This is a genomic window from Azospirillum sp. UENF 312511 (genome assembly GCF_058780635.1).
Genome location: NZ_JBSNCG010000001.1, coordinates 183745 through 196151, shown reverse-complemented (window position 1 = coordinate 196151; position 12407 = coordinate 183745). Strand labels below are relative to the sequence as shown.

12 protein-coding genes are annotated in these 12407 nt (G+C 71.2%); 7 read left to right on the top strand and 5 right to left on the bottom strand.

Going from position 1 to position 12407, the window contains the following annotated elements; translation table 11 throughout:
* Positions 1-70 precede the first annotated feature (70 nt).
* Positions 71-1195 (bottom strand): LacI family DNA-binding transcriptional regulator, encoded by a 1125-nt coding sequence (locus ACWPN7_RS00960; protein ID WP_051140547.1) that lies wholly within the window; start codon positions 1193-1195, stop codon positions 71-73.
* 87 nt (positions 1196-1282) lie between these two features.
* Positions 1283-2236 carry a LysR family transcriptional regulator gene (locus tag ACWPN7_RS00955; protein WP_459197634.1) on the bottom strand — a complete coding sequence of 318 codons (954 nt, stop codon included), beginning with the start codon at positions 2234-2236 and terminating at the stop codon, positions 1283-1285.
* A gap of 127 nt (positions 2237-2363) precedes the next feature.
* Between ACWPN7_RS00955 and ACWPN7_RS00950 the strand changes: the two genes are divergently transcribed.
* Positions 2364-3551, top strand: coding sequence for a urate hydroxylase PuuD (locus ACWPN7_RS00950; protein ID WP_459197633.1), 1188 nt, complete (start codon positions 2364-2366; stop codon positions 3549-3551).
* On the opposite strand, the gene uraH is transcribed toward ACWPN7_RS00950, so the two are convergent.
* Positions 3536-3898 (bottom strand): hydroxyisourate hydrolase, encoded by a 363-nt coding sequence (gene uraH / locus ACWPN7_RS00945; RefSeq protein ID WP_114857922.1) that lies wholly within the window; start codon positions 3896-3898, stop codon positions 3536-3538. The two genes, ACWPN7_RS00950 and uraH, sit on opposite strands and share 16 nt — an antisense overlap.
* Positions 3899-4088: 190 nt before the next feature.
* Between uraH and uraD the strand changes: the two genes are divergently transcribed.
* From uraD to ACWPN7_RS00915, 6 genes are all read left to right on the top strand, one after another.
* Complete coding sequence (uraD, locus tag ACWPN7_RS00940) at positions 4089-4586, top strand: 2-oxo-4-hydroxy-4-carboxy-5-ureidoimidazoline decarboxylase (protein ID WP_040133904.1); 498 nt, start codon at positions 4089-4091, stop codon at positions 4584-4586.
* Complete coding sequence (locus ACWPN7_RS00935) at positions 4583-5839, top strand: allantoate amidohydrolase (RefSeq protein ID WP_459197632.1); 1257 nt, start codon at positions 4583-4585, stop codon at positions 5837-5839. The genes uraD and ACWPN7_RS00935 overlap by 4 nt, the downstream gene beginning before the upstream one ends.
* Positions 5836-7068, top strand: coding sequence for a M20/M25/M40 family metallo-hydrolase (locus tag ACWPN7_RS00930; protein WP_459197631.1), 1233 nt, complete (start codon positions 5836-5838; stop codon positions 7066-7068). The genes ACWPN7_RS00935 and ACWPN7_RS00930 overlap by 4 nt, the downstream gene beginning before the upstream one ends.
* A 173-nt stretch (positions 7069-7241) precedes the next feature.
* A complete protein-coding gene (locus ACWPN7_RS00925) occupies positions 7242-8285 on the top strand; it encodes a GMP reductase (RefSeq protein ID WP_103041448.1) in 1044 nt (347 codons plus the stop codon).
* Between the two features lie 157 nt (positions 8286-8442).
* Positions 8443-9696: a UDP-galactopyranose mutase gene (gene glf / locus ACWPN7_RS00920; protein WP_459197630.1), complete on the top strand. Its 1254-nt coding sequence runs from the start codon at positions 8443-8445 to the stop codon at positions 9694-9696.
* Positions 9693-9860, top strand: a complete 168-nt coding sequence (locus tag ACWPN7_RS00915; protein WP_174451769.1) for a hypothetical protein — start codon at positions 9693-9695, stop codon at positions 9858-9860. Before glf ends, ACWPN7_RS00915 begins: the two co-directional genes overlap by 4 nt.
* A gap of 51 nt (positions 9861-9911) precedes the next feature.
* Here the strand turns inward: ACWPN7_RS00915 and nadC are convergent, their stop codons facing one another.
* A complete protein-coding gene (gene nadC, locus ACWPN7_RS00910) occupies positions 9912-10745 on the bottom strand; it encodes a carboxylating nicotinate-nucleotide diphosphorylase (protein WP_459197629.1) in 834 nt (277 codons plus the stop codon).
* On the bottom strand, positions 10730-12352 hold the full coding sequence (locus ACWPN7_RS00905) for an L-aspartate oxidase (protein ID WP_459197628.1): 1623 nt from the start codon (positions 12350-12352) through the stop codon (positions 10730-10732). The genes nadC and ACWPN7_RS00905 overlap by 16 nt, the downstream gene beginning before the upstream one ends.
* Between the last annotated feature and the right edge of the window lie 55 nt (positions 12353-12407).

Here is a 12407-nt window from a genome sequence, read left to right as displayed (position 1 = left end):
GAGCGGAAGGAAGCAGGGGAACGAACCATGGACAAGGGACAATCGTCGGCCCTGTCCTTCAGACCAGGACTCACCCCGCCTTTTGCCGTTCCACGCCCGCATCGGCGTCGGGACGGGTGCTGTCGCGGACGACCAGCTCGCAATCCAGCCCGTGGTGCGGCTGGGCCACCGTGGTGCCGTTCAGCCGGGCCAGGATCTGGCCGGCGGCCAGTTCCCCGATCTCGCGCTGCGGCGGGCGGACGGTGGACAGTGGCGGCAGGCAGGCGGCGCTGAAAGTCAGGTCGCCGAAGCCGATCACCGCCAGATCGTCGGGCACGCTCAGCCCGCGCCGGTTCGCCTCGAACAGCACGCCCAGCGCCATGGCGTCGTTGGAGCAGACCACCCCGTCGATGTCCGGATGCAGAGCGAACACCTCGTCGATCAGCCAGATGCCGACGGGGGTCGAGGCGGTGTCGGGGGCGGTGAAGGCGATCGGCTCGTGCAGGCCGCGGCGGCGCACCTCGTCCTCATAGCCGTCGGTGCGGCTGCGCACGCGCATGTCCTGATGCACGGCGGCGCCGATGTAGGCGACCTTGCGGCTGCCCTGGTCGTAGAGGTGGCTGGCCTGCCGGCGCCCGACCTCGAAATGGGAGAAGCCGACCGTCATGTCCACCGCCGGGGTCTGGGCGGAGGGGATGTCCCACATCTCCACCACCGGCACGCCGGAGGAGCGCAGCATGGCGCGCGTCCGCTCGGTGTGGTGCAGGCCGGTGACCACCACCGCGGCGGGCGACCAGGCGAGGAAGGCGCGGATCAGCTCCTCCTCCCGCTCCGGATCAAACTCGCTGACGCCGAGCAGTGTCTGGTAATGGGCGGTCTGGAAGGCGCTTTGCAGCGTGTTGTAGGTTTCTGCGAAGAAGGAGTTGGTGATGGAGGGCAGGATCACCCCCACCGTCCGGCTCTTCGCCGCGGCGAGGCTGCCCGCCACGAGGTTAGGCACGTAGCCGAGCTGGTCGATCACCGTCCGCACACGGGTCGCCAGCTCCTCCGACACCGCCTCCGGCTTGCGCAGATAGAGCGAGACGGTGCTGGGCGACACGCCGGCGGCGTTGGCCACGTCCGTCATGGTCAGCCGCTCGGTGGCGCGGCGGGTCTTCTTGCGGATGGGTTTGGCGGGTTTCGGCGGAAACGGCTTGGCGGGCGGCTGTGCGGTCATTCTCGTCCTTCCCTGCGGCGAACCCCGCCGCGCGGCGAGGCGGCATCATAGCACGCCGTTGGAAAAGCGGGGGAAATGCGGGAACGGTCAGGGCGCGGCATTCGGTTCCGCTCCGGTCATTTCCAAATCCGCCAGGGCGGCGCGGGCCTGCTCCGCGAAGAAGTCGATGAAGACGCGGATCTTCGCGGGCAGCAGGTTGCGGTGGGGGTAGAGCACGGCGAGCGTCACCGGCTCCGGCGGGCAGTGCGGCAGGACGACCCGCAGCTCCCCGCGGCGCAGATGGTTGGCGACCTCCCACAGCGGCTTCAGCACGATGCCCTCCCCGGCCAGCGCCCAGCCGGTCAGCACGTCGCCGTCGTCGGCGTCGAACTGGCCGGACACCGGCAGGGTCATCGGGCCTTGCGGCGTGGTCAGCGTCCACTGGAACTGCTGCGATCCGGGAAAGCGCAGCAGCAGGCAATGGTGGGACAGCAGATCCTCGGGCCGGGCCGGCACGCCCCGCCGCTCCAGATAGGACGGCGCGGCGCAAAGCACGCGGGGCAGGTCGGCGATCTTGCGCGCGACGAAGCTGGAATCCTTCAGCGGCGCCATGCGGATGGCGACGTCCGTCGCCTCGCGCAGCAGGTCGAGCAGATGGTCGGACAGACGCAATCGCAGGTCCACCTGGGGGTAGGCGGCGTGGAAGCGCGGCACCATCGGAGCCAGGATGCGCCGCCCGAAGCCCAGCGGCGCCGTCACCCGCAGGCTGCCCACCGGCGCCCCGCCGATGGCGCCGACGCTGCTCTCCGCCCGCTCGGCCGCCTCCAGCACCTCCAGGCAATGCTCGAAGAAGACCTTGCCGGCCTCGGTGAACTGAACCTGCCGGGTGGTCCGGTTGAGCAGGCGGGCGTTCAGATGCTCCTCCAGGCTTTGCAGCCGGTGGCTGACCACGGCGGGCGACAGGCGCAGGCTGCGTCCGGCGGCGGACAGGCTGCCCAACTCCACCACCCGCACGAACACCCGCATGTTCTCCAGCAGCGCCACGCCCGGCCCTTTCCCCACACAATGGGGAATCCTCCCACCTTTCCGTTTTTTTTGAAAGTGCTGGCGCACGCATCCGCTTCCCCGCTGCGCTGCGGCAACCGTAGAGTTCAGGGTGAGGATCACCGAACGGAAGAGGCCGCGACGCATGGAGCCGATCGTCTGGGAGTGGGTCAACGTTCTGGTGCGCTGGCTGCACGTCATCACGGCCATCGCCTGGATCGGGTCGAGCTTCTATTTCATCCACCTCGACCTGTCCCTGCGGCGGCGCGACGGCCTGCCCCCTGGCGTGGCGGGGGAGGCGTGGCAGGTCCACGGCGGCGGCTTCTACAACATGATGAAATACACGGTCGCCCCGCCGGAGCTGCCGGAGAAGCTGACCTGGTTCAAATGGGAAGCCTACGCCACCTGGCTCAGCGGCTTTGCGCTGCTGTCGGTGCTCTACTACCACGGCGCCGCACTCTACATGATCGACCCGGCGGTGCTGGACATTCCCTGGTGGGGCGGGGTGCTGCTCAGCCTGGGCGCCCTTGGGCTGGGCTGGCACGTCTATGACCGGCTGTGCAAGTCGCCGTTGGGCAAGGACGACGTGAAGCTGGCGGCGGCGGGCTTCGTCTTCCTGGTGCTGGTCGCCTGGGGACTCAGCCATGTTTTCAGCGGGCGGGCGGCGATGCTGCATGTGGGCGCGCTGATCGGCACGATGATGTCGGCCAACGTCTTCCGCATCATCATCCCCAACCAGACCAAGGCGGTGGCCGCCATGAAGGCCGGCCAAGTGCCCGACCCGGCGCTGGGCAAGCAGGCCAAGCAGCGCTCGCTGCACAACAACTACCTGACGCTGCCGGTCGTCTTCCTGATGATCTCCAACCACTACCCGCTGGCCTTCGGCACGCGCTACAGCTGGGTGATCGTGGCGGTGGTGCTGGTGGTGGGGGCGGTGATCCGCCACTTCTTCAACAGCCGGCACGCCGGCAAGCCGACGCCCTGGTGGACCTGGGCGGTGGCCGCCGCGGGCGTCGCCGTCATCGTGGGCCTGAGCGCCGCCGGCACGCGGACCGAGAGCGCCGCAGCACCGGCCAGGGTGGAATTCGCGCAGGTGGAGGAGGTGGTGCTGTCCCGCTGCTCCATGTGCCACGCGGTGCAGCCGGTGTGGGAGGGGATCGGCGTGGCGCCGCGCGGCGTCATGCTGGACAGCGCCGAGGCGATCGGCCGCCACGCGCCCCAGATCCGCGTCTGGGCGGCGCTGTCCGACGCGATGCCCCCCGGCAACGTCACCGGGATCACGCCGGAGGAACGCCGCCTGCTCGCCGCCTGGACCGATCAGCTTCCCCGGTAGGTCGAGTAGCTGTAGGGGGAGACGAGCAGCGGCACATGGTAATGCTGGTCCGCGTTGGCGACGCCGAAGCGGATCGGCACCACGTCGAGGAAGGCGGGTTCCACGATCTCCAGGCCGGAGGCGCGGAAATAGGCGCCGGCCTCGAACACCAGCTCATAGACGCCCGGCGTCAGGTCGGCCCCGGCGAGGAGCGGCGCGTCGCAGCGCCCGTCGGCGTTGGTGCGGGTCTGCGTCAGCCGCTCCCGCCGCTCCCCGTCGATGCGGTAGAGGGTGACGGCGATCCCGGCGCCGGGCCGTCCGTGCGTCGTGTCGAGAACATGGGTGGTCAGGCGCCCGCTTCCGGACATGGGTCTCTCTCCTCGCCGTGGAATGCCGCGAAGTGACCTTATACCGCACCCCATGCCGCACCGCCGCGCGGTCCGAACGGGGCTTGCGCAAAAAGACTTTCAAACGGATCGAAAAAGCGGACCTCGGCGATTGCGGTTATGCTGCGGGGCAGGGGACCGATCAGGGAAGGCCGGGATGCGACCGAGCGAGATGGACCGTGCAAGTTTCGTCGCCCGATTCGGCGGCGTGTTCGAACATTCGCCCTGGGTCGCCGAAGGCGCCTGGGATGCCGGAAATGCGCCGGACGACGCGGACGGGCTGCACGCCGCGATGGTCGCCGTCCTGCGCGCCGCCGACCATGACCGGAAGCTGGCGCTGCTGAACGCCCACCCCGATCTGGCGGGCCGGCTGGCGCTGCGCGGCGAGCTGACCGCCGACAGCACGGCGGAGCAGGCCAGCGCCGGGCTGGACCGCTGCACGCCCGAGGAGTTCGCCCGCTTCACCGAACTGAACGACGCCTACAAGGCGCGCTTCGGCTTCCCCTTCATCCTGGCGGTCAAGGGCCGCAGCCGCGCCGACATCCTGGAAGCGTTCGAGACCCGCCTGTCCAACGGCCCGGAGGAGGAGTTCGCCACGGCGCTGGCCCAGGTCGAGCGCATCACTTGGCTGCGCCTGAAGGACCTGCTTCCCAAGGACATCCAGTCATGACCGGCTTCGGCGCGGACCTGATGGCGCGGCTCGACGCCTTCGCCGGCTTCACGGAGGAGCCGGGGCTGCTGACCCGCCTGTTCCTGACGACCCAGCACCGCGCCGCCGCGGATTGGCTGATGGAGCTGATGGGCAAGGCCGGGATGAACGCCCGGCTCGACCCGGCGGGCACGGTGGTCGGCCGCTACGAGGGGACCGTGCCGGGCGCGCCGGCCCTGCTGATCGGCTCCCACATCGACACGGTGCGCAACGCCGGCCGGTATGACGGGAATCTGGGCGTGCTCGCCGCCGTCGCCGCGGTGGCGGAGCTGGACCGGCGCGGCGAGCGCCTGCCCTTCGCCATCGAGGTGCTGGGTTTCGGCGACGAGGAGGGGGTGCGCTTCCCCGTGACCCTGACCGGCAGCCGCGCCGTGGCCGGCCGCTTCGACCGGGCGGCGCTGGAGACGCGCGACCGCGACGGCGTGCGCATGGCCGACGCGCTGCGCGCCTTCGGCGGCGACCCCGAGGCCATCGCCACGGCGGCCCGCAAGCCGGGGGAGGCGCTGGCCTTCCTGGAGGTCCACATCGAGCAGGGGCCGGTGCTGGAGGCGGAAGGGTTGCCGGTCGGCATCGTCACGGCCATCAACGGCGCCACGCGCTTCGCCGTCCGGCTGCGCGGCATGGCCGGCCACGCCGGCACGGTGCCCATGGCGCTGCGCCGCGACGCGCTGGCCGCCGCCGCCGAGATGACCCTGGCGGCGGAGCGGGTGGCCGCGGCCTCGGACGCCGGGGCCCCCGAAGCCGGATTGGTGGCGACGGTGGGGCGGATCGAGGCGAAGCCGGGCGCCGTCAACGTCATCCCCGGCGAGGTCGTCTTCACCCTCGACGTCCGCGCGCCGGAGGACGGCGTGCGGCGGGACGCCTGCGCGGCCATCCTCGCCGACTTCGAGGGCATCGCCGCCCGCCGCGGCGTCGAGCTGTCGGTGGAGACCACCCATGACGCCGCCGCCGCTCCCTGCTCCCCCGGCATCCGGCGGCAGATCGAGGCGGCGGTGACCCGCGCCGGTGTCCGTCCCCTGGCGCTGCCCAGCGGCGCCGGGCACGACGCCATGGCCTTCGCCGGCGTGCTGCCGATGGGAATGCTGTTCGTCCGCTGTGCGGGCGGCATCAGCCACAACCCCGCCGAATCCATCACCGCGGAGGACGCCGACCTGTCGGTGCGGATCCTCCTGGACATCATCCGCCACTTCGAGCACGAGACCCCGACAGCATGACCGACACCGCCCAACAGGCCATCCGCGCGTTTTTGGAGCAGACCCGCGACGCGCAGGTCCGCTTCCTGGCCGAACTGGTCAAGGTGCCTTCCGACAACCCGGCCGGCGACTGCGCCCCCCACGCCGCGCGCGCCGCCGCGCTGCTGGAGGCCATGGGCCTGACGGTGGAGCGCCACCCGGTCCCGGCGGAGCTGGTGCGGGCCAACGGCATGATCTCCGCCACCAACCTGATCGTGCGCCGCCGCTTCGGCGACGGGCCGACCGTGGCGCTGAACGCCCACGGCGACGTGGTGCCGCCGGGCGAGGGCTGGACCCGTGACCCCTACGGGGCAGAGGTGGTGGACGGCTGGATGTACGGGCGCGGCGTCGCCGTCTCGAAGTCCGACTTCGTCACCTACACCTATGCGCTGCTGGCGCTTGAGAAGGCCGGGCTGGACCGCGGCACGGTGGAGCTGCACCTGACCTACGACGAGGAGGCCGGCGGCGAGATCGGGCCGAAATGGCTGCTCGACGAGGGGCTGACCAAGCCGGACTTCGCCATCGCCGCGGGCTTCAGCTACGGCGTCGTCACCGCGCACAACGGCTGCCTGCATCTGGAGGTCGAGGTCACCGGCAAGTCCGCCCACGCCGCCCTGCCGATGACCGGCATCGACGCGCTGGAGGCGACGACGGCGATCCTCGGCGCGCTCTACGAGCACCGCAAGGGTTACGCCGGCACCGTGTCGGCGGTGGGGGGCATCGGCTCGCCGCAGTTGACGGTCGGCCTCATCAAGGGCGGCATCAACACCAACGTCGTCCCCGACCGCGTGACCCTGCGCCTCGACCGCCGCATGATCCCGGAGGAGGCGCCGGAGACGGTGGAGGAGACGTTGCGCGCGCTCATCGCCGACGCGGCCACGGCCTTCCCGAAGGCCCGCGTCGAGGTCCGCCGCATCCTGCTGGCGCGCCCGCTGACTCCGCTGCCCGGCACCGACCGGCTGGCCGCCGTTCTCTGCGCCCACGCCAGCCGCGTCATGGGCGAGCCGGTGGAGACCAAGGGCGTGCCGCTCTACACCGACGCGCGCCATTACTCCGACGCCGGCGTGCCCATCGCCCTGTTCGGCGCCGGCCCCCACACCATAGAGGAGGCCAACGCCCACCGCGCCGACGAGCGCCTGCCGCTGTCCGATCTGTTCAAGGCGACGGAGGTTGTGGCGCTGTCGCTGTTGGAGGTGCTGGGCGAGGGGTGAGCGATTTCTGCGAAGGCGCATCGGCGCTGACGTTGCCCCCTCCCTAACCCTCCCCCTCTACGAGGTGGAGGGGACTGCCGCCGCTTCGCGGAAGGCACCCTCTCCCGCAAAGCGGGGGAGGGCTGGGGAGGGGGCCTGAAAGCAGGCATTTACAGGATAAGGACGACCCGCCGGTGATCATCGAGAACGATCTGAAGCTGGACTTCAAGGATGTGCTGATCCGCCCGAAGCGCAGCACCCTGGAAAGCCGCAACGACGTGGACATCGAGCGGACCTTCCGCTTCGTCCACAGCGGGCTGGAATGGACGGGCTTCCCGCTGATCGCGGCCAACATGGACGTGGTCGGCACCATGGCCGTCGCCCGCGCCCTGTCACGCTTCGGCGCGATGACCGCGCTGCACAAGCACTACCCGGCCGACGCGCTGATCCCCTTCTTCCGCGACGAGGACACGGCCAACGTCTTCTACTCGCTGGGCACGACGGAAGCCGACTACGACAAGTTCCAGGCGGTGAAGGCCAAGGCCCCGGTGGGCAAGCTCTGCCTGGACGTCGCCAACGGCTACACGGAACGCTTCGTGCGCGTCATCAGCCGGTTGCGCCAGGAGAACCCGGACATGGTCATCATGGCCGGCAACGTGGTGACCGGCGACATGACCGAGGCGCTGGTGCTCGCCGGGGCCGACATCATCAAGGTCGGCATCGGGCCGGGGTCGGTCTGCACCACCCGCAAGATGACCGGCGTCGGCTATCCGCAGCTTTCCGCCATCATCGAATGCGCCGACGCCGCTCACGGGCTGAAGGGGCAGGTCTGCGGCGACGGCGGCTGCACGGTGCCGGGCGACATCTCCAAGGCCTACGGCGCCGGTGCGGACTTCGTGATGCTCGGCGGCATGCTGGCCGGCCACGACGAGTGCGAGGGCGACATCCGCTACGAGGAGCGCGACGGACGCAAGGTGCCGGTGGCGATGACCTTCTATGGCATGTCGTCCGACACGGCGATGCACAAGTACGCGGGCGGCGTCGCCTCCTACCGCGCGTCGGAGGGCAAGACCGTGGAGGTTCCCTACCGCGGGCCGATCGACGGCACGATGCAGGAGATCATGGGCGGCGTGCGCAGCATGATGACCTACATCGGCGCCACCAAGCTGAAGGAGGTGTCGAAGCGGACCACCTTCGTCCGCGTCGGCGCGCAGCTGAACACCGTCTTCGGAGGCTGATGCCACGGGAGGTACCCTGCAACGGTACCTCCTTCTCGACCGTCTTCCTCCGGAACCACCGGCGACTTCCACCGTTCGCAGGATGTGCGGACGGGTGGGGCGCCGGACGGCTTGCCCCGCTCGTCCGCCTTTTGGCGGGACGAGGAAGGCAGACCTTATGCGTGATTTCGATGGAGCCGCTCCGGCTTATGTGGGGCGGACGGACGGGCCGGCGGTTTTCGATTATCTGATCGTCGGGGCGGGTTTCGCCGGCAGCGTGCTGGCGGAACGTCTGGCGGCGGGGCTGGACAAGCGCGTGCTGCTGATCGACCGGCGCCCGCACATCGGCGGCAACGCCTACGACCATCACGACGACGCGGGCGTGCTGATCCATTGCTACGGCCCGCACATCTTCCACACCAATTCGCAGCCGGTGGCGGACTATCTGTCCCGCTTCACCCAGTGGCGGCCCTACGAGCACCGGGTGCTCGCCCATGTGGACGGGCAGCTCGTCCCGATCCCGATCAACCGGACGACAGTCAACAAACTGTATGGCTTGGACCTCGACGAGGCCGGCGTGGCGGCGTTCCTGAAAAGCCGCGCGGAACCGGTGGCCGACGTCCGCACCTCGGAGGACGTGGTGGTCGGCGCGGTCGGGCGGGAGCTGTACGAAAAGTTCTTCCGCGGCTACACCCGCAAGCAATGGGGCCTCGACCCCTCGGACCTCGACAAGGCGGTCACGGCGCGCGTGCCGACGCGGACCAATGACGACGACCGCTATTTCGGCGACAGCTTCCAGAACATGCCGCTGCACGGCTTCACGCGGATGTTCGAGAACATGCTCGACCACCCGAACATCACCATCCGGCTGGGTGTCGACTTCCGCGAGGTGGTGCGTGACGTGCGCTACCGCAACCTGATCTTCACCGGCCCGGTGGACGAGTATTTCGAGTACCGGTTCGGCAAGCTGCCCTACCGTTCCCTGACCTTCCGGCACGAGACGGTGGATCAGGAATGGTTCCAGCCCGTCGCCGTGGTGAACTTCCCCGGCGAGGAGGTGCCGCACACCCGCATCACCGAATACAAGCACCTGACCGGCCAGACCAACCCGCGGACCAGCCTGACCTACGAATACCCGTCGGCGGAGGGTGACCCCTACTACCCGATCCCCCGCGCGGAGAACGCCGCCCTCTACCGCAAGTACCAGGAGCTGGCCGACGCCACGCCGAACGTCCACTTCGTCGGACGGCTGGCGACCTACCGCTACTACAACATGGATCAGGTGGTGGCGCAGGCGCTGGCGCTCTACACCCGCATCGCCAAGGCCGAAGGCGCCGTGGCGGAGGGCGCGCGCGGCATTTCCGGGATCGGCGCCACCCAACCGGCCGCCCTATCGTCCGCTCCGGTCCACAGCAGGAGGGAAGCCTCATGAAAGCGTTCGGAATGGCCCTGGCCACCGCCGTCGTCCTCGCCATCGGCGCCAGCGTGATCCTGGAAGGCACGCTCGGCCGCACCGCCGACGAGACCTACGCCGCCCCCTCGGTCCGGCTGAGCGAGGACAACACCGTGCAGTACCGGAACTTCATGGGGCACTGAGAACGGCGTTTCGGGAGGAGGGGACAGCGCGTCCCCTCCCCATTCAGTCCCTTACATGTCCAGCCCGACGTCCAGGTTCGGCGCGCTGTGGGTCAGCCAGCCGACCGAGATCATGTCCACGCCCGCCTCCGCGATGGCCCGCACGGTGGACAGGGTGACGTTGCCCGACGCCTCCGTCACCATGCGGCCGTCGACCATGGCGACGGCGCGGCGCAGCGTCGGCGGGTCCATGTTGTCGAGCAGAACGACGTCGACCGGCAGGGTCAGCAGCTCCTCCAGCTGGGCCAGCGTGTCGACCTCGACCTCCACCTTCACCATGTGGCCGATGGCGGCGCGGACGCGCTCCACCGCCGGGCGGATGCCGCCGGCCACGGCGATGTGGTTGTCCTTGACCAGAACCGCGTCGTCGAGCCCGAAGCGGTGGTTGAAGCCGCCGCCCAGCCGCACCGCGTGCTTTTCCAGGACGCGCAGGCCGGGGGTGGTCTTGCGGGTGCAGACGATGCGGGCGCGGGTCCCCTCGACCTCGCGCACCAGCGCGCGGGTGGCGGTGGCGATGCCGGACAGGCGGCCCAGCAGGTTCAGCGCCGTGCGCTCCGCCGTCAGCAGGGCGCGGGCATGGGCCGTCACGGTGGCGATGGTGGCGCCGGGGGGCACGTCGGCGCCGTCGCCGTGCTCCACCCGCAGCTCCGCCGCCGGGTCGAGGATGCGGAAGGCGGACAGGGCGACCTCCAGCCCGGCGACGCGCCCGTCCCTGCGCGCGGCCACCCGCGCCGTCGCCACGGCGTCCGCCGGGACGATGCTGTCGGTGGTGATGTCGCCGGCCCGCCCGAGGTCCTCCGCCAGGGCGGCGCGGACGATCGGTTCAAAGGTCAGAGGATGGAGCATGCGGCGTCTCCGGTCAGGGGGCCGGCGGCCCCGGTCAGGTCGGTGAGGGTGAAGCGGTGGCGCTGCGCCGCCGGGTCTTCCTGCGGGAAGTCGGTGCGGAAATGCGCCCCGCGGCTTTCGCTGCGGGCGAGGGCGGCGTGGACGATCAGGCGCCCGGCCAGGAGGCGGTTGCGCGCCTCGCCCCAGCGGCGGACGGCGGCAAGGTCGGCCGTGCCGCCGTCGCACAGCGCGTCGAGCGCCACGGCGAGCCGGTCCAGCTTGCGCCGGGCGGCCAGCAGCCCTACCCCGTCGCGCACCAGCCCGGCGCCCTGGTAGAGCGTGCGGCGGGACTCGTCGGTGATGGCGTCGAGCAGGCCGGCCCCGACCTCCCCGGCGACGGCAGGCGCTTCGGGCAGGGCGAAGGGCGGCAGGGGAGGGAGGTCCCGCCCGGCCACGTCGCGGGCGACGCGCGCGCCGAACACCAGCGCCTCCAGCAGGGAGTTGCTGGCCAGCCGGTTGGCGCCATGGACCCCGGTGCAGGCGACCTCGCCGCAGGCCCACAGCCCGTCCAGGCTGGTCCGTCCGGCGTGATCGGTGACCACCCCACCCATGTGGTAGTGCGCCGCCGGGGCGACCGGCACCGGTTCCCGCCAGGGGTCCAGCCCGTGGGCGGCGCAGAGCGCCAGCACGGTGGGAAAGCCGTCCGGCTTGGCGGCCAGCGCCGGGCGCATGTCCAGCAGCACCGGCTCCCCCGCCGCGACGCGGGCGCCGATGGCGCGGGCCACCACGTCGCGCGGCGCCAGCTCGGCCAGCGGGTGTTCCGCCGCCATGAAACGGACCCCGCGCCGGTCGAGCAGCAGCGCCCCGGCGCCGCGCAGCGCCTCGGTCAACAGGGGGGCGGGGTCGGCGTCCACGGCGAGCGCCGTGGGGTGGAACTGCACGAACTCCACGTCGGCGAGCAGCGCCCCGGCCCGCGCGGCCAGCGCCAGCCCGTCGCCGGTCGCCTCCGGCGGGTTGGTGGTGCGGGCGTAGGCCCCGCCGACCCCGCCGGTCGCCAGCACCACGCGCGGCGCGCGGTGGAACACCCAGCCCTCAGGATGGCAGGCCAGCACGCCGCAGACCCGCCCGTGGCGCACCGCCAGATCGACGGCGAAGGCGTTGCTCTCCACCCGGATCGACGGGGTGGCGCGCACCCGCTCGGCCAGCGCCGCGACCAGCGTCGCCCCGGTGGCGTCGCCCCCGGCATGGACGATGCGCGCCGCCCCGTGCGCCGCTTCCCGTCCCAGCAGGGGGGCGCCGTCGGCGGCGCGGTCGAAGGTCAGCCCGGCGAGGAGCAGCGCCCGCACCCGCTCCGCCCCCTCGCGGGTCAGCAGCAGGGCGCGGTCCGCGTCCACGAAACCGGCGCCGGCAGCCACCGTGTCGGCGGCGTGCGCCTCCGGCCCGTCGCCGGGACCGATGGCGGCGGCGATGCCGCCCTGGGCGTGGTTGCTGGAGCCGCCCGGCAGGTCCGGCGTCTTGGTCAGCAGCGTGACGGCGCGCGGCGCCAGATGCAGGGCGGCGGTCAGCCCGGCCATGCCGGAGCCGATGACGACCACCTCCGAATCGCGGACCGTGTAAGGGGTGGGCATGGGCGGGTTCTCGTGATGGAGAATCGAGCCCTCTCCCCTCTGGGGAGAGGGTGGC